This window comes from Acinetobacter sp. 22323 (assembly GCF_052044895.1).
Lineage (GTDB): Bacteria > Pseudomonadota > Gammaproteobacteria > Pseudomonadales > Moraxellaceae > Acinetobacter > Acinetobacter schindleri.
The window spans coordinates 143,736-161,131 of the sequence record NZ_JBQEOL010000004.1; the positions used below are offsets into that span (position 1 = coordinate 143,736).

General features: G+C 43.1%; 15 protein-coding genes. 3 read left to right on the top strand and 12 right to left on the bottom strand.

Going from position 1 to position 17,396, the window contains the following annotated elements; all coding sequences use genetic code 11:
* Positions 1-91: 91 nt before the first annotated feature.
* Entirely contained in the window at positions 92-694 is a 603-nt protein-coding gene (locus tag ACTJIX_RS04305; protein ID WP_004890290.1) for a DUF1294 domain-containing protein, read from the top strand.
* Between the two features lie 56 nt (positions 695-750).
* Here ACTJIX_RS04305 and ACTJIX_RS04310 read toward each other — a convergent pair whose 3' ends face one another.
* The 11 genes from ACTJIX_RS04310 to ACTJIX_RS04360 all read right to left on the bottom strand — a co-directional run bounded on the left by ACTJIX_RS04310 (position 751) and on the right by ACTJIX_RS04360 (position 12,435).
* Positions 751-1,029 (bottom strand): hypothetical protein, encoded by a 279-nt coding sequence (locus ACTJIX_RS04310; protein ID WP_103800898.1) that lies wholly within the window; start codon positions 1,027-1,029, stop codon positions 751-753.
* A 103-nt stretch (positions 1,030-1,132) separates the two neighbouring features.
* Positions 1,133-1,636, bottom strand: a complete 504-nt coding sequence (locus ACTJIX_RS04315; RefSeq protein WP_004813280.1) for a DUF6586 family protein — start codon at positions 1,634-1,636, stop codon at positions 1,133-1,135.
* A gap of 412 nt (positions 1,637-2,048) precedes the next feature.
* On the bottom strand, positions 2,049-2,300 hold the full coding sequence (locus tag ACTJIX_RS04320; RefSeq protein WP_103800270.1) for an RNA recognition motif domain-containing protein: 252 nt from the start codon (positions 2,298-2,300) through the stop codon (positions 2,049-2,051).
* A gap of 83 nt (positions 2,301-2,383) precedes the next feature.
* On the bottom strand, positions 2,384-4,372 hold the full coding sequence (locus tag ACTJIX_RS04325; protein WP_440611211.1) for an ATP-dependent helicase: 1,989 nt from the start codon (positions 4,370-4,372) through the stop codon (positions 2,384-2,386).
* Positions 4,373-4,662: 290 nt separating this feature from the next.
* Entirely contained in the window at positions 4,663-5,805 is a 1,143-nt protein-coding gene (locus ACTJIX_RS04330; RefSeq protein ID WP_440611212.1) for a glycerate kinase family protein, read from the bottom strand.
* Positions 5,806-5,927: 122 nt separating this feature from the next.
* On the bottom strand, positions 5,928-6,686 hold the full coding sequence (locus ACTJIX_RS04335; RefSeq protein ID WP_440611213.1) for a hypothetical protein: 759 nt from the start codon (positions 6,684-6,686) through the stop codon (positions 5,928-5,930).
* Positions 6,687-6,717: 31 nt separating this feature from the next.
* A complete protein-coding gene (locus ACTJIX_RS04340) occupies positions 6,718-7,725 on the bottom strand; it encodes an NYN domain-containing protein (RefSeq protein WP_440611214.1) in 1,008 nt (335 codons plus the stop codon).
* Between the two features lie 92 nt (positions 7,726-7,817).
* The gene (topA, locus tag ACTJIX_RS04345) at positions 7,818-10,460 is read right to left on the bottom strand and encodes a type I DNA topoisomerase (RefSeq protein ID WP_440611215.1); all 2,643 of its coding nucleotides are present in this window, start codon (positions 10,458-10,460) and stop codon (positions 7,818-7,820) included.
* A 32-nt stretch (positions 10,461-10,492) separates the two neighbouring features.
* A complete protein-coding gene (locus tag ACTJIX_RS04350) occupies positions 10,493-10,942 on the bottom strand; it encodes an ammonium transporter (protein ID WP_440611216.1) in 450 nt (149 codons plus the stop codon).
* Positions 10,943-11,012: 70 nt separating this feature from the next.
* Positions 11,013-12,011 (bottom strand): hypothetical protein, encoded by a 999-nt coding sequence (locus ACTJIX_RS04355; protein ID WP_440611217.1) that lies wholly within the window; start codon positions 12,009-12,011, stop codon positions 11,013-11,015.
* Positions 12,012-12,189: 178 nt separating this feature from the next.
* Positions 12,190-12,435, bottom strand: a complete 246-nt coding sequence (locus tag ACTJIX_RS04360) for a SlyX family protein (RefSeq protein ID WP_004813295.1) — start codon at positions 12,433-12,435, stop codon at positions 12,190-12,192.
* Positions 12,436-12,470: 35 nt separating this feature from the next.
* On the opposite strand from ACTJIX_RS04360, the gene ACTJIX_RS04365 reads away from it, so the two are divergent.
* Together ACTJIX_RS04365 and ACTJIX_RS04370 are read left to right on the top strand one after the other, a co-directional pair.
* Positions 12,471-14,375, top strand: coding sequence for an ATP-binding cassette domain-containing protein (locus tag ACTJIX_RS04365; protein WP_440611218.1), 1,905 nt, complete (start codon positions 12,471-12,473; stop codon positions 14,373-14,375).
* 122 nt (positions 14,376-14,497) lie between these two features.
* The gene (locus tag ACTJIX_RS04370) at positions 14,498-15,433 is read left to right on the top strand and encodes an LpxL/LpxP family acyltransferase (protein ID WP_440611219.1); all 936 of its coding nucleotides are present in this window, start codon (positions 14,498-14,500) and stop codon (positions 15,431-15,433) included.
* Between the two features lie 755 nt (positions 15,434-16,188).
* On the opposite strand, the gene ACTJIX_RS04375 is transcribed toward ACTJIX_RS04370, so the two are convergent.
* Positions 16,189-17,316: an endonuclease/exonuclease/phosphatase family protein gene (locus tag ACTJIX_RS04375; RefSeq protein ID WP_440611220.1), complete on the bottom strand. Its 1,128-nt coding sequence runs from the start codon at positions 17,314-17,316 to the stop codon at positions 16,189-16,191.
* Positions 17,317-17,396 lie beyond the last annotated feature (80 nt).

Consider the following 17,396-nt stretch of genomic DNA (forward strand, 5'->3'; position numbering starts at 1 on the left):
GACTTTATAATAAACTCCTAATTTAAATAACTTATAGACTTTTATATTTGATTTTAAAGTCTTTTAAACAGGATTCTTGTGGGGGAATAGTATGCGTTATAAAGGTAAATTAACCACATGGAAAGATGACCAAGGCTTTGGATTCGCGACTACCCATGAAACTTCAGAACGTGTTTTTGTTCATATTAAAAATTTTAGTTATAAGACCAGACGCCCTGTAGATGGTGATGAACTGATTTATAATGTTGTACAAGGGACTAAGAAAAACTTACAAGCAACCAATATTCAGTTTTTACATGATTATGAACGTCAACGATTAAGAGACCAACGCCATCAACAACAAGAAGGTGGCAAAAGCTTATTGTCTAAAATTGCAGCTTACCCATTTATTCTTACCTTATTAGTTCTATTTTTGACAGGACAAATCTCGGTTTGGGTCTTAGTTTATTATGCAGTGATTAACCTCATCACGTTCTTCGCTTATTGGCAAGATAAACAATCAGCCCAAAACAATAAACGTCGTACACCAGAGCAAACTCTGCATAATCTGAGTTTATTTGGTGGTTGGATAGGTGCTTTAGTTGCTCAGCTCAGTTTAAGACATAAATCACAAAAACAAGAGTTCCGAAAAAAGTTTTGGTTAACCACAGTGATCCATATTATTTTTTTTGGTATATATTTAATAATGAAATAAATCCAATAAAAAAGCGCACGTTAAAGTGCGCTTTTTTATTTAGAATGGGAGAGCAGTCAACTTAAATATTTTGGTTTTTCATCCATAATTTCAGCCTGCATCTCATTTGCCTGCTTTTCGAGCAGGCCAAATAAAGCCGCCTGAATCATATGCTGAGCAACCACCGGGGTCTGATCACCGAGAAGTGCTTTTACTTCATCATTAAACTGAATAATGACCAATGGCTGTTTTTCTGAGCCTGCATTGCGTAATGCTAACTCACCACTTTCCAGTTGAACGAGTTCTAAAATCGCTTCTTGACTACCAAATAGTTCTTTCAATTGTTCTATAGACATATGTCCTCCATGTTCAACATGGTGGCAAAGCGCAGAATCACTTTGCATCGCTGTTTATTGGATATATGGTTAATAATTTCAATTTCAAGGGCCATTGGTCGGATTAAAATTCCACCATCTCATTGCGAAAACCATCAATCAATTGTGTCAGGTCTCGATGCCATTCACGCAGGATTGCTGTATCTGGTAACCAGGCTTGAGGTGTTTGAGTGACTTTAATAATCAGTTTAGAAGATGTTTCATCTTCAGGCTCCGGCACACTCGGCTCGGGTGTGTACTGACACAAACGATAAGCACGCTTCAGCTCAGCGATAAAGCCGTCTTTAGAAAGTTGCTGCATTACGGTGACTTCTGGAGAGATCTGCCCTTTCGCAGCCATCTGCTCTTCAATCGATTTCAAGGTCGGACTCAGATCATTTAAACGGTAGTAACGCACCAGTTCCTGCAAAAAAGCCAGGACTGCACCATGCAAATGAAAAACTGCTGATTCACGATGTGCCTGAGCCTGCTGGACATGATCGGTTTGCTCTGCCTGCTGACAGGCAAGGCGGGCGAAATAAAGTTTCTGATTGGTACGGTCCGCATGATAGCGAGCAACACGAGTCATGGATTTTTCCTAAGTGTTAAAACAAATTTTGGCTTTTATAACTTAAAACCAGATCATTATTTTTACAATGGAATTTATTTTATTTATTGATTTTTTCAGGAAATATGAACAACCGGGCTGAATTACTAATGCAATTTATTTTAATTTTTGAAGAGTCATTAAATCTCTTTCATAAATCAAAAAATGATCATTCTCTTCATACTTAAATAGATATTTAAAGTCCCTTATCTCTCTGGAATGAGATGCACTGCTTCGCTTTATAATGATTAAAAAAATGATTTATGACAGAACTCTATTTTATTGAATAGACAATAAAATTTGGATTGAGTTATTCAATCAGAAGCTCTAACTATTTGGTCATTCAGAAAAGTTATTTCCATAAAAAAGGAGCATTATCTGCTCCTTTTTCTATTTACGCCTGTGGCTTTTCTTCAGCCTGTTTCACACGAATGCCTGTACCATGTAAGCGCAAGGTATTCAGACCTTTGATCGCTTTAACTGCTTCACGGCCATGCGGCATTTCTACAAAGGCAAAGCCTTTAGACTTACCAGTTTCAGCATCCAGCACCAGTGCACAAGTATCTACTGTGCCATATTGCTTGAACAATTCCAGTAACTCAGCCTCTGTCACAGTACGTTCCAAGTTACGAACTAAAATTTTCATTTGATAACCTTAAGAAGATAGGCAAAAAACATCAAAAAGCACTCGCCTACTCTACTTTTTGCATACAACAACATCTGTCTAGTTTAATCGAGATCAATGCCAAAATCTAAATTAATCGACTGGCGCTCGATTAAGGCACTTTTCACGGTTTGTTGATGGGTCTTGTAATGGGTTTCCGTAGTACACAGATGGCGAGTTAGGTCATTCATAAAATAACTTTCAACTTTACGGCCCTGCTCATCCACTGTTTCGCGTGCCCAGTGATTCAGATTCTGTTTTGTCAAAATCAACTCATTCTGCGCACGGGTCAACGCTACATACAGCACGCGACGTTCTTCTTCAACATCATCAAAATCACCTTGCGCGCGCGCATGAGGGTACTGTCCCGGTGTCACATTCGCCACATAACAGACCTTCTGCTCTGTACCCTTGGCAGAATGGATGGTGATTAAAGTCACCACATCAGGATCTGACTGGCGTTCAATTTCAGAAATCGATACTGGATCGAGCACATATTCTTCCAGAAACTCGCTCAGCTGGGCATGTTTGGAAGCCAGCTGCTTGACCAGTTCAAAATCACCCTGACGGCGATTCCAGTCTTTTTTGTAGTTTTCAGCGAGCTGGTTTTCGATGGCTTGAATGGCCAGACTGACACAGGCTTCAACTTCTGTTTTTAACACAGCCATCTGCTTCATGATCAGAATGGATTCCAATGGAATCTTGCCAAATTTTTCCAGCCTGTCTGCAATGATGTCCATCTCAGGCTCTGCCAAAAGTTGCTGTGACAGTTTACTCGCACCGACATCACCTACGCCATTCCACAGCGTCAGGAAACGCATCCAAGCAATATCATCCAGCGGATTGGCAACCACACGCAGTAAACTCAACAAGTCTTTAACATGTGCTGTTTCTAACAGCTTCATCCCACCGATAAAGCGATACGGTACATTGGCAGCAATACAGGCCGCTTCAATATGGCGTGCCGCAAAACTGGAACGCACCAGCACCATATGATCAGACCATTTACTGCCTTGTAAGTAATGACGCTCTTTGATATCGATGGCGATCCATTTAGCTTCATCAAACTCGTTCGGGAAGATATGCATTTTTGGCTTAATGCCTTCACCCCGATGTGCATCCAGCCGCTTGTCATATTTAATTTCGGATTGATCCAGCAGCCAGTTGGACAGGTCTAGAATTTCCTGAGTCGAGCGGTAATTTTTTTCCAGTTTAAAAATCTGTGCATCAGGCACACGCTCTTTGAAATGGTGAATATTTTCAAAGTCCGCACCACGGAAGCCATAAATTGACTGTGCATCATCTCCAACACAGAACAGACTGATATGATCTTTGAGTGGTTCTAGCAAAGCCCATTGCAATGGATTGGTGTCCTGCATCTCATCGACCAGCATATGACGGCAAATTGAAGCGACATAATCCACCAGTCCTTCTGATTGTACCAATGCACTCGCGACCACCGCCAGAATATCGTCATAGTCCAGGAAACTACGTGCCTTTTTACGTGTTTCGTATTCTTTCATGATGTCAGCAATCTGGTCTTTCAGCGCCAGATATTCCGGCATCTGTTTTTCCAGTGCCAGACTCAGTTTCTGCCGAGTATTTCGTGCAAAGGAATACAGGTCACACAACTCTTGTGGCTTGGGTAGGTAATTCGGGTTTTTCTTGTCATCACGTCCGCGAATCAGGCGAAACATCATCAACTGATCATCACGATCAATAATCGAAAACTGCTCCAGTCCAAATGCTTTGGGAATACGGCGAAGCAGATACATACAGAAGGTATGGAAAGTCGATGCCCGCAGACCTTTGGCCTCATCCCCCAAAGCCAATTCCACACGCGCGACAATTTCACTGGCTGCACGACGGGTAAAAGTCAAAATCTGAATCTGATTGGCGGGTACGCCCTGATCGATCAGATAAGCTGCACGTGCGACGATGGTTTTAGTTTTGCCACAGCCCGCCCCAGCCAAGACCAAACTGTGCTTTGCTTCAGTCGTCGCAGCTTGTTTTTGTTGGGGGTTCAGTTCATCTATTAGGGTGGCTAAACTCATGATCACTCATCATTCTGTGGATGCGTGTAGTTTAACAGATCACTCTTATAATTATGGCTTTTCATCCGCGCTAAAACAGCACCCAATTTTATCTCTAGATTTGCTATAGGGTCGACGGCATGGATACCGTCTGCTAGATTGGGGTATAGGGATATCCCCTCAATCCAGTAAAGGATTTTTGTTACCTTGCGAAGCAGTGCCTCTCATCCAGGAAAAGTAAGATCTGCTTACGCATTATTATCTACCATTATGTAAAGCTTTTGCAGCAATGACTATCTTGCAAGAGAAAACTAAGTCCTCGGTTCCAAAATATTTTTAATAGTTTTGGACACTGCTTTTTCCAGATTCACTTCCCCATTTTTTAATGCTTCTTCCAAGCTACAATCTGGTGGATTAATTCCCACAATCTGACTAAAGCCGGCATCAAATAAAGACTCAATTCCTTCACCCACCAGACCAGCAAAAGCTAACACCGGTTTATTGAACTGCTGTGCGACCTGAGCAACGCCAAACGGTGTTTTGCCTAAGGCCGTTTGGCTGTCAATCTTGCCTTCACCAGTCAGTACATAATCCGCTTGAGCAATTTTTTCGGCTAATCGGCTTTGCTCAATAATCAATTCCACACCGGATTGCAACTTGGCATCCGCAAATGCCATAAGGCCAAAACCCAAACCACCCGCTGCACCCGAGCCTGCTACATTCTTTATAGAAATACCTAAACTTGCTTCGACCAGATTAGCATAATGGTTGAGATTACGATCCAGTTGCTGCACCATTTCCGGAGTTGCTCCCTTCTGCGGCCCAAAGATTGCCGAAGCGCCATTCGGTCCACACAGTGGATTATTGACATCAGAAGCGATTAGAATTTCGGTGTTTTTCAAACGAGCATCTAACTGGGAAATATCTATTTGATTAATCTGATCCAGATTACCGCCGCAGACCTGAATCGCTTCACCTGTACTATTGAAAAACTGGACACCCAATGTCTGTGCCATCCCGGCACCGCCGTCATTGGTGACACTACCACCAAGTCCAATAATGATTTTTTCAATACCGCGATCTAATGCTTGTTTGATCATCTCTCCTGTGCCATAGGTTGAGGTCAGCATCGGGTTACGTTGTTCTGCTGCGAGCAAATGTATGCCATTGGCTTTGGCCATTTCAAGGACGGCCGTTCGACCATAATCGACTATGGCAAAATAAGTAGACACTTGCTGAGTCACTAAAGGCCCAGTCACCATACAGGTAATACCTTGACCATCCAAGGAGCGCAGCAAGGCCTCTACTGTTCCCTCACCACCATCTGCCATAGGCACAGCAATACAGCATGCATCAGGAAAGACCTGTAGAACACCGCGTTGCATAGCTTGGCACGCTTGCTCGGCTGACATACTTTCCTTAAAGGAATCGGGTGCCAGGACAAAAGTATGCATATTCTTCTCAATTATTAATATTTTATGGTTAGCAGTTTCAGTCTATCTATAAGCTCATAAGCCAGTATTAAATTTATTTACAAGCACGACTAAAGTTCTGGGTAAATTCAGCATTATCCACATCAGTGTTTCCAACCCAATTCAATCGCAGTGATCTCATTAATTAGAGTCTGGCTTAAAGATTCTGGCATTTTACTTGACGTTTGAGAGGTTGGAATATGTCCTGCCATCAGTTCTGCTTTGGCCTGGGGAAACAAAGGTTGCTGATCTGGAAATGCATATCCCACAGGATACATCGGCTGACCGGTCGCCAGATCATATTTATCGCTGGCTCCAAAGGCATGTAATAGCTCATGTACAAGGACAATCTTGTTTTGTTCAGTCTGTTTCCTGGAAGCGAACAGGTTCACTGATCCAATCCGGCCTTTTTGTAAAGCTGTTGAATGCTTTAACACTTTATGCTGTGCCGGATCATAGTAGTTTAAATATAAGATCACATTGGCCGAAGGATCTGAACTTTGCTGCTGTTGCCAGGCATAGAAACGGAATTTCAGGCTCCAGACAATGGTATCTATAACTGAGGCCTGCTCAGGAACTTTAGGCGGTAATTCTTTCAGTTCACGTCCAAGATTAAAATAGAAGTAGGTTGGTTGACCGCGATACTGCTGCGCAGCCTTTTCCAGATATTCTTGTGCTCCATTTAAATCCTGAGCCGAGAGCTGCTGAATATATTGTTGGGTAGCTGCTGAACTATCAGCATTAATTGGATGCAACAAGACAAAAATAGGCTTGGACCAGTCCTGGTTTTGGTCACGATAGGCATTGACTGCGACCACAAATAAAATCAGTAGCAGAATCAGGATTCGGATTTTTTTCCACATGGTTATTAAACGCCTATCCAACTATTGAACATTAAACTATGACTTTATTAACTTTGATAAATTTCATCTCACCATCCTGTTTAAAATCAAGCCAACCTGAATGAATTGAATCAATAGCTTCTTCATAGTTTCTAATATTCAAATCAGTTTGCTTTAAATATTTGATAACATCTTTAACCTCAACCCAATCATTATTCTCCGAGTAATGATAAATAGCTTTTTGAATAAGCCTAATAAACGAGCTAAAACTACTCTTTCTTAAATACATTTGGCTACCTTGCATTTTTGTTTCGAATACGCCTAAGGCTTTTACTAAGCCAGATAGCTTGTCAAATCCGTAATTTCGAGTATCAAAATCTGGCTTTACTGTATTTATATATGTTCCGACTAAACCAAGATATGCCCATCCATTTTCATCTGCATTATCTTTTACAGCTTTATAAATCAGATTTAGCGTAGCTCGATCCATCATTTCAGGAAGATTTGAATTTTCCTTAGGTGAAGTCACCATCTTATGGTCTAAAGATTTGTCAGAGCTTACTACTTTCTTCTGGGAAGTATTAGCGAGTTCATCATCTTCCTGCTGCTTGATATCAAGGTCTGCAATTAAGTTTTCAACATAAATAAACTTATCACATGCTTTTTTGAATGCTTCAGGTGTAGCTTTTTTGCCAAAACCATAGACAGTGAGACCATTTTCACGAATACGTGAAGCTAAGGGCGTGAAATCACTATCACTGGATACAATACAGAACCCATCTAATGCTCCTGCATAAAGTAAGTCCATAGCATCAATAATCAGGATCATGTCTGTTGCATCTTTACCTTTGGTATAGGCAAATTGCTGTACAGGTGTAATTGCATGTGGAAGTAAAACATCGCGCCAATTTTTTAAGGTTTCACTACTCCAATCTCCATAAACACGTTTAACACTGGCAATACCGTATTTAGCAACTTCTTCTAAAACTGATGCGATTGCATTAATCGATGAATTATCCGCATCAATGAGCACTGCGAATTTTTTTGTTTGAATATCCACACCTTCCCCAAATTTTATTATTAATCAAATTTCTAAAATTTATTCTGCCATAAAAAATGCCGACTGATGTCGGCATTTTTTACTTTTAGCTTTTAGGCTTCAACCCATTTTCCATCCTGGTAAACCAGAGACCATTTGGTTTGCTTACCTTCAGGTGTCTCTGAACCAATATATTGCGACTGGTTCTTACGGCTGAATTTCACCAGAGTTGGATTACCTTCAGGATCTACATCTGGTGCCTGCAAGATAAACTGATACTTTGGATCCAGCTGCTCTGCAACGGTACGTAGTTCCGCCACCTTCGGTGCACGGGTTTCACGTACTTTAGGGAATTTGCTCGCTGCCAGGAACAGACCTGCTGCACCATCACGCAGGACAAAGAAATCATCATGCTTGGTTGAGCGTAAATGCTCCATCTTGATTGGATCAACACGCGGTGGCGCAGGCTGACCATTTTTCAAAACCTTACGGGTATTTTCACAGCTGGTGCAGGCAAAATAAGGACCAAAACGGCCAGTCTTCAGCTGCATTTCGCCATCACATTTGTCACATGGAATGGTTGGGCCATCATAGCCCTTGATCTTGAACTCACCTTCTTCCAGTTCAAAACCGGCACAGTCCGGGTTGTTACCACAGATATGCAGTTTACGACCGCCATCAATGACATAGCTGTCCATCGCAGTTGAGCAGATCGGACAACGTTTTTTCGACATCAGATCAGCAGTTTCAGCGGCATCATCGTCAGAAAGTGCAGCCAAAGACTCAACTGGGGTCAAGTTCAGTGTACCTTTACAACGCTCTTTAGGCGGCAGGTTATAACCTGAACAACCCAAGAATACACCTGTGGTTCCGGTACGGATCTGCATCGGACGGTCACATTCTTTACAATGGACTGCTTCAACTTCTACAGGCTGATTGCGGCGCATACCGCTCTCACCCTGTGCATTGGTTAGACGTTTCTTGAAATCACCATAGAAGCTATCTAACAGATCTTTCCAGTTGCGCTCACCATCTGCCACTTTATCCAGCTGACCTTCAAGGTCTGCAGTAAAGTCGTAGTTCATCAGGTTATTGAAGCTTTCATCCAGACGGTCAGTAACGATCTCACCCATCTTCTCGGCAAAGAGACGACGGTTCTCCAGTTTTACGTAACCACGATCCTGAATGGTCGAGATAATCGCGGCATAGGTCGAAGGACGGCCAATACCACGTTTTTCAAGTTCTTTTACCAAGGAGGCTTCAGTGAAGCGTGCAGGTGGTTTAGTGAAATGTTGAGAAGGATCAAGTTTCTCTAGCTTGAGGACTTCACCCACTTTGACAGCTGGCAATAAAATATCGTCATCTGCCTTGTTGGCACCACGAACTTTGGTGAAACCATCAAATACCAGAGTACGGCCTTTGGCTTTCAGCTCCACACCATTGGCATCGACTAAAATGGTAGAAGATAAATATTCAGCAGGTGTCATCTGACAGGCAACAAACTGACGCCAGATCAGGTCATACAAACGCTGTGCATCTCGTTCCACACCAACCAGGCTCTCACCTTTCAGGCCAACGGTTGAAGGACGAATTGCTTCGTGGGCTTCCTGCGCACCGGCTTTATTGCCATAACGGTTTGGCCTGGCTGGTAAATATTTTTCACCAAATTCAGATTCGATGTGACCACGTACCATATTGACTGCATCATCGCTCAAGAACGTGGAATCAGTACGCATATAGGTAATAAAGCCAGCTTCATACAGACGCTGGGCCAGCATCATGGTTTTCTTCACCGAGAAGCCTAAACGTGTGCTGGCTGCCTGCTGTAGCGTTGAAGTGATATACGGCGCGCTTGGATTGACCTTGGTTGGTTTATCCTCACGGCTCATCACCTTGTATTCTGCATCTTTGATCAGGTTCAGCAAAGCATCAGTTTCAGCTTTATTGTGCAGCTTTAAGGTCTTACCGTTTTGCTTCACTGCTTCCAGGCGAATGTCATCTTTTTTCGCTTTGGTATCAGCAAATACTTGCCAGTATTCTTCAGGAATAAAGGCACGGATTTCACGTTCACGCTCAACCACCAGTTTTACTGCAACGGATTGCACACGACCTGCTGATAAACCACGGGCAATTTTTTCCCACAGCAATGGCGAGATCATAAAGCCTACAACACGGTCCAAGAAACGGCGTGCCTGTTGAGCATTGACTTTGTTGGTATCCAGACGGGTTGGATGCTTGAATGCTTCCTGAATGGCATTTTTGGTAATTTCGTTGAAGACCACACGCTGGTAACGTGAATCATCACCGCCGATCACTTCTTTTAAATGCCAGGCAATCGCTTCCCCTTCACGGTCCAAATCCGTTGCCAGATAGACTTCATCGACTTGCGAGGCCAGTTTTTTCAGTTCGGCAACCACATGTTCTTTGCCAGGCAGGACTTCGTATTTGGCTTTCCAGTCGTGTTCCGGGTCTACGCCCATACGGTTAATCAACGCCTGCTGTGATTTTTCCGCCTTTTCTGCTTCAGTCAGCTTGGTTCGCGTTGCTGGTTTTTTCTCTGTACTTTTGGCAGAGCCGCCTGTCGGCAAATCACGCACGTGACCGACAGATGATTTCACAATGTAGTTCGAACCGAGGTATTTGTTGATTGTTTTCGCTTTTGCAGGCGACTCCACAATCACTAAGGCACGCTTATTTCCAGCGTCGGAAGACTTCGCTGTGCTGCTTTTTGATGTGGACCGAGGAGCGTTCGCCATAATTAACCGTTAATCCTGTATATTCTAAAAAATTAAAGTTCAGCCAAGGAATGTAATAGTGCCTTGATGTCATCGAGCTGGGCCGCTTTTAGATCAGCTTCTTCATCCCAATACAGTCCAACACAGTTTGCCTGCATATCAATAGCATAAATGCCTTTTAATGCAATGGGAAAATCTTTAAATTTGTCATCGCCTTGTACCAGCTCAAGCTTTTGATCGACCACACGGGCACGCATCAGTGGCAAACGTGCGTCTGGTATCAGCACACTATAATAAGCCACCATACTGGCACGCTTTTCAGTGGCCATCGGCACTTTGGTCCAGTCAGGAGCCACAACCAGACGTGGGTGTAATCCCCTCTTGCGGGCTTTCTCACGCATCATGCCCAAAGCTCTTTCTCGTGGGCTGACACGCAGACCAAAAATAGATCCCAGTACAAATACAATGATGACGACAGCAACCCAGATTCCTGTATTTTCCATAGCTCAACCTTTATGTTCTATTATTAGAGTTGCATAAGCTCAATATAAAACGCAAGTTTGCGCGACAAAATTAATTCAGGAACATCTCATGGCTGTAGAGAACTTCATGACCATTCCAGTAAATATAGCCTTTCTCCAGCAGTTCCTTCAGCAATAAACGCACATCGGATTTTGGAAATAACTGTTCCAGTAAATCTCGCAATTCATAAATATCTTTAGGCTTGTCACCTTGTAGTTCACGCAGCTTGCGTGCCACTTCCATTTGTACCGGATCAATACGGTCAAAGTTTTTGAACAATCCCTGTTGTACAGACTGAATGGCAGATTGTTCTTCAATGACTTTTTCTGGCTCTTCCGGGGTCAATTCAGCAATGGCCTGACTCAGATCAAGCGATGTAGTTGGTGCAGCAGACAGATCCAGTTGTGACCATTGCTTTAATACCTTTTTACGGAAGGCAATCTGATCTTCATAGCGTTTTACAATCTTGAGGTTAATCAGCATCCCGACTACATGCTGCGCTTTACCTGGCAGTACTTGCAAAATATTTGCCACAGAATTTTTCAGGCTTTCCAGTGTGGTTGGCTTGCCTGGCATTTTCGCCAGTGCATCACAATATTTTTTCACCAGTTGTAAAGCGGGTTTCTGCTGAATCGTGTCGAGGCTTGGAATCTTGAATTTAGGAGAGATTTTTTTATCCTGTTCCGGTTCTGCCTGTACCTGAATCAGGCTACAACTAATGTCAGATGCAATCAGCATTTGCATCAGCATTTCACTGCTGTCCATGGCTGAAATCAGTTCCACATGCGTGTCCGGTTCCAGCAGTGCCATCAGCTGCCCGACAATGACCGCATATTCATATTCACGGTGTTCAGCTTCAGGAATGTCCAGAATGACCACTTGCCCACTGGCGATCCAGCCTGCCAGTTCGGTCAGGTCTTCCAGTTCAAATTCAAACTTGCCGGCACAGCTAAACAGGTACAAGATTGGATAATGCTTGGTGATTTCACGTAATAGAGTGGCGGTCGGGAAATTATTTTCAAGATCGAGTAAAACAACTTTCTGTGACATGGAACACCAATCTGAACAAAACCTGGAAGCGCTATTAGAGGGGCAAGCGTGAAAAAGGTCAAATTATTTTAAGCATGGCTTGTTTTACTGACTAGGATTACCCTGCTGAAACAAAGCATAGACCCGTTAAAGCGAAAACCCTCACAATGGAGGGTTTTCTACATGACCAATTACATAATTAATAATGCGGTGGTCGATCAATAATTGGGTCGAATTCTGCAATGCCTTCGGACAAATCTGCCGACTCAACACGTTGATATAACAGCGTCATTTGCTTCTGAAGATTGATGATTTCCAGATTCTGCCTGGTCACCTGCTGATTCAACTGTTCAACTAAATCGTCCAAAAATGCAATTCGGACTTGCAAATCTTCAATGGGTGCGGAAAATGACGCCTGTTCATTTAGATTTTGTTGTTTAGTCATTTTAAGTCCTCATCATAGGATTTCAGGAAACCATTATGGCATATATTACCCTAAGGGACGTCCAACTCGCGTTTGGCGGACCTGCACTGCTCGACGGCGCTAACTTTAATTTAGAACGCGGTGAACGAGTGTGTTTGATTGGCCGTAATGGTGAAGGTAAGTCTACCTTACTTAAACTGATTGAAGGAAGCCTGTTACCTGACAGTGGTGAAGTTTCCTTACAAAATGGCATCACAATTTCCATGTTGGCCCAAGATGTGCCGATGGATTCAGGCAAAGTCGCCGATATCGTGGCGGATGGCGCAGGTGAAGCATCAGAAGTTCTACGTGCTTATCATGAAGCCAGCGAAGCCTGCGTACTGGGCGATATGGAAGCCTGTGACCGCATGGGTTCATTGCAGCACAAGATGGATCAGCTGGATGGCTGGGCTTTAGAAACCAAGGTGAACTCTATCCTGAGTAAAATGGGCCTGGATCCGGATGCAGACCTTGCCGATTTATCCGGTGGTCGTAAGCGTCGTGTGCTGCTGGCTCGTGCCCTGCTCACTCAACCAGACGTTCTGTTACTTGATGAACCGACCAACCATCTGGACGTTGAGAGTATTGAATGGTTAGAGAAATTCCTGCTCGATCAAAATAATTTAACCCTCTTGTTTATTTCGCATGACCGTTCATTTGTAGACAGCATTGCAACCCGTATTGTTGAACTGGACCGTGGTACATTGCGTAGCTACGAAGGTAACTATTCACGTTATCTCGAGCTTAAAGCACAGCAGATGGAAGCCGAAGAAAAGCAGAATGCGCTGTTTGACAAGCGTCTTGCTGAAGAAGAAGTATGGATTCGCCAAGGGATTAAAGCGCGTCGTACCCGTAACGAAGGTCGTGTCCGTGCGCTTAAAGCATTACGCGAAGAATCAAAAGCGCGCCGCTCACAACAAGGTAAAGTGAGCATGGCAACTCAGGATGCGAGCCGTTCTGGTAAAGTCGTATTTGAGATTGAACACCTCAGCGTGAAATTTGGTGACAATGCACCAATCATTAATGACTTCTCGGCACTGGTAATGCGTGGCGACCGTATTGGTTTAGTCGGTGATAACGGTGTTGGTAAAACCACACTGATTAAAGCGATTTTAGGCCAGCTTGAGCATGGCGGTACAGTGAAAACTGGTACACAGCTTGAAGTGGCTTATTTTGACCAGTTACGTAACGTACTGGATCTGGAAAAATCGGTAAAAGATAACGTCGCTGAAGGTTCTGACCATGTCGATATCAATGGCAGCCGTCGTCATATCTATAGTTATTTACAAGATTTCCTGTTCTCACCTGAACGTGCCCGTACACCGGTAAAAGCGCTGTCTGGTGGTGAACGTAACCGTATTTTGCTGGCAAAACTATTGCTTAAACCCTCAAACCTGATTGTGATGGACGAACCAACCAATGATCTGGATATGGTGACCCTTGAACTATTAGAAGAAATGTTAAGTGGCTATAAAGGCACATTACTGCTGATCTCGCATGACCGTGCCTTTATGGACAACGTCGTGACCTCAACCTGGGTATTTGATGGTAAAGGCAATATTGATGAATACATCGGTGGTTATCAGGATTATTTAGAACAGCGTCCAAACCAGACAGCAGTCGATCAAAAATCTGCCGTTAAAAAAGCTGCAGCCAAAGCTGAAGCCGCAGCGGCTGCTCCTGCACCGAAAAAGGTGAAACTCAGCTACAAAGATCAACGTGAACTTGAACAATTGCCTGCAGAAATCGAAGCACTGGAAAGTGAACAGGCTGAACTTTCTGACAAACTGGCAGATGGCTCATGGTTTGTGCAAGATGCAGCAGCAGCGACCAAGGCATCTGAACGTTTAGGTGAAATTGACGAGATTTTACTGGCAAAAATGGAACGTTGGGATGAACTGGAAAATATGACCAAAGCTTAAGTTTTCTATTTCTCCAATGCCAAGCATCTGTATTCGTACAGATGCTTTTTTTATTTTCACTTTTTTGTTTCAAAAAGCTCTTCTGCTACACTGCAGATATCTTGAGATTTAAATAGCAGATTATGAGTAAAAAGCCAGATTACCAACCCGGTGAATTTCAGTGGACCTTCCTGTCTCCACAATATTGGGGTATCTGGATTGGCATTGTATTCCTGATGATTCTGGCAATTTTACCTTGGGCGATTCAGCACCGCCTGGCATCTTTACTGGGTAGCTTAAGTTTTAAATATCTCAAATCTCGCCGTGAAACTACAGTGCGCAATCTGGAAGTGTGTTTTCCAGAATGGTCTGCGCAAGAAGTGCAGGAAAATTCCCGTCAGGTCTTTATTGACCAGATGCTCGGTGTGTTTGAAACCTTAAATGCCTGGTACACGCCAAAGTGGTTTAAAGGCCGTGTAACTATTGAAGGTCTGGAATATATCCAGCAAGCACAAGCTGAAGGAAAAGGTGCATTATTACTGGGTACACACTCTACCCTGCTGGATGCTGGCGGCTACCTGTGTGCCCAATATTTTGAACCGGATGTCGTCTATCGTCCGCAGAATAACCCCTTGCTGGATATGCTGATTTATCGCTGCCGCGCCACAATTTATGCCAACCAGATTGACCATGATGATATGCGTGGTCTGGTGCGTAATTTGAAAAATGGACATGCGATCTGGTACAGCCCGGATCAGGATTTCGGTTTAAAACAAGGCGTAATGGCGCCATTTTTTGGCGTTCCTGCTGCAACCGTGACCGCACATCGTCGTTTATTAAAAATGACCAAAGCCGCTGCGATCCCACTGTATTTCTACCGTCACGGAGATATCAAAAATCCCAAATATCATGTCCTGATTGAGCCACCTGTTGAAAACCTGCCAAGCGCAGATGAACTGGATGATGCCACTCGCGTGAACCAGATTATTGAACGCCAGTTACGGATCGCCCCAACGCAATATATGTGGTTCCATCGCCGTTTTAAGACCCGCCCACAGGGTTATGATTCGATTTATTGAGTTCTCGAGCTCTTTAATCATGGATTAATGATTTGTTCCCTGATAAATCCACATGGCTTCAGTATGACCAACATAGCTAAAGCCTGATAAAAGCCGGTAGCATGCTGGTCAGCAACTAAAATTTTTTGATGAAATCTTGAATAACGCTCTAGCATGGCCTGCATAATTCGGCGACCAATGCCGGCCCTTGTAATTCTGGATAAACCAGTAAATGGGAAAATACATCACCAGATAGCCATCAGAAATGGCATTGCCGGGTCCAATCAGTCGACCATTCATACCGGCAGTCACAAGACTATGGGAATGGTTCAAGGCTTCTAAAAGCATTTACGGTTTTTTAGCTGCTGACCATCGATTGGCATGATAGAGTTCAAATTCCTGGGCTGAGTCACTGTCAGAAATAATAAACTGCATACACGTTTTTCAGAAATTATTTCAACTCTATAAATTGTTTTAATAATCAATTAAATAAAAAAGAAAATTAAAGCTCTAAAATAGTTTAACCCGGGCTCTACATCCTGTAAAAACCCGGGTTAATGAGGTTGTGCTTTCAACATTTTAATTCTTGGTTTTTTGTGATTTCCATTTCATCATCATATCCATGATGTCTTCATTCAGCTTCGTCTTCCTTATGAGAAATTCCCTTCTCGACTCCCTGTGCTGATATAAGCAGAATATTGGAATCATCGAGGAATAAATATCGTTTAAGACCCCAATCCGTGTAAGCCATTTCGTACACTTTTCCGATAAATCCATCACACTTTTGAGCCATTTTTGTAGGTTTGAGCAATTTCATCCGTGACTATTTTTTCTTCTTTCTCAGCTTTTTCAATACCTTCTTGTATAGCTTCCTGAGCCTGTTGCTCATCTTCTTCAGTCTGTTCCAGTTCTTCTTGTACATGATCAAAGACTCGCCCGGTTTGTAGTACCACAAACACCGGAAAATGATCCGAGCCCACATGTGGCAAACGCTCCATATGGACTAAAGCAAAGTCGGTACTGTGGAAGACATGGTCAAGTGACCAGCGGAACATCGGATAATTGGCATGAAAGGTATTCACATAACGGCGCCCGACACGCGGGTCGAGCAAGCCACTAATACGCTGAAACAAACGTGTAGTACGTGACCAGGCGACATCATTTAGATCCCCCATCACAATACAGCTTTCATCGAGATCCTTGATTTGATCGCCAACAATCAGCAATTCAGCATCACGCAGTTTCGAGTCCTTGGCTTCAGTCGGACTTGGCGGTTTTGGATGTAGGCAATATAACTGAACCGGATGGCCAGAACGTAAAGTGACTGTGGTATGAATCGAAGGAATTTCATTACTCAAAATAAATTTCACTTCGGTGTCGCTGAGTTTTAATTTACTGTAGAGATGCATCCCATACAGGTTATCCAAGGGCACAGGTACACGGTAAGGATAGTCCGCTTCAATCACTGAGAGTTGTTTCTGCCATTCGGAATTGGTTTCCAGCGTCAGTACCAGATCTGGAGTTAAATTTTGAATCTGTTCGAGTAATAGATGATATTTTTCATTGGTCATTAACACGTTAGAAACCAGTAAAGAAATTTGTTTGCTTGGATCCAGTTGCTGCCGTTTGACCTTCTTCACCTGTTTCTTCCAGATAAAGGTATAAGGCAAGACCATCTTCAACTGGTAGGCTTGTGCCGCGACTAGTCCTACAAAAATACTTTGGTCTATCAAGGTCCAGGAATGCTCCCAGAATATATAAAGTCCTAGTGCAATGAAGCCAATAATCAGAATTTGTAGTCGCGGGAAATCGGCGCCACGGATCCACCATTCATCACGAGGAATCAGGGACCAGAAACTGAGCCAGATGACCAGCACTGACAATATCTGAATAAACAAAATCATAAAGTGACTCTTTTACTATGTTGTTATTTTTTCTAGAAGAAAATCTGCGTTATCAATTTTGTATGTAACATAAACAAGAT

What these genes read in the sequence shown, in the direction of transcription:
- ACTJIX_RS04305 (WP_004890290.1), top strand. Translation starts at nt 92, where the DNA reads ATGCGTTATAAAGGTAAATTAACCACATGGAAAGATGACCAAGGCTTT.
- ACTJIX_RS04310 (WP_103800898.1), bottom strand. Translation starts at nt 1,029, where the DNA reads ATGTCTATAGAACAATTGAAAGAACTATTTGGTAGTCAAGAAGCGATT.
- ACTJIX_RS04315 (WP_004813280.1), bottom strand. Translation starts at nt 1,636, where the DNA reads ATGACTCGTGTTGCTCGCTATCATGCGGACCGTACCAATCAGAAACTT.
- ACTJIX_RS04320 (WP_103800270.1), bottom strand. Translation starts at nt 2,300, where the DNA reads ATGAAAATTTTAGTTCGTAACTTGGAACGTACTGTGACAGAGGCTGAG.
- ACTJIX_RS04325 (WP_440611211.1), bottom strand. Translation starts at nt 4,372, where the DNA reads ATGAGTTTAGCCACCCTAATAGATGAACTGAACCCCCAACAAAAACAA.
- ACTJIX_RS04330 (WP_440611212.1), bottom strand. Translation starts at nt 5,805, where the DNA reads ATGCATACTTTTGTCCTGGCACCCGATTCCTTTAAGGAAAGTATGTCA.
- ACTJIX_RS04335 (WP_440611213.1), bottom strand. Translation starts at nt 6,686, where the DNA reads ATGTGGAAAAAAATCCGAATCCTGATTCTGCTACTGATTTTATTTGTG.
- topA (WP_440611215.1), bottom strand. Translation starts at nt 10,460, where the DNA reads ATGGCGAACGCTCCTCGGTCCACATCAAAAAGCAGCACAGCGAAGTCT.
- ACTJIX_RS04350 (WP_440611216.1), bottom strand. Translation starts at nt 10,942, where the DNA reads ATGGAAAATACAGGAATCTGGGTTGCTGTCGTCATCATTGTATTTGTA.
- ACTJIX_RS04355 (WP_440611217.1), bottom strand. Translation starts at nt 12,011, where the DNA reads ATGTCACAGAAAGTTGTTTTACTCGATCTTGAAAATAATTTCCCGACC.
- ACTJIX_RS04360 (WP_004813295.1), bottom strand. Translation starts at nt 12,435, where the DNA reads ATGACTAAACAACAAAATCTAAATGAACAGGCGTCATTTTCCGCACCC.
- ACTJIX_RS04365 (WP_440611218.1), top strand. Translation starts at nt 12,471, where the DNA reads ATGGCATATATTACCCTAAGGGACGTCCAACTCGCGTTTGGCGGACCT.
- ACTJIX_RS04370 (WP_440611219.1), top strand. Translation starts at nt 14,498, where the DNA reads ATGAGTAAAAAGCCAGATTACCAACCCGGTGAATTTCAGTGGACCTTC.
- ACTJIX_RS04375 (WP_440611220.1), bottom strand. Translation starts at nt 17,316, where the DNA reads ATGATTTTGTTTATTCAGATATTGTCAGTGCTGGTCATCTGGCTCAGT.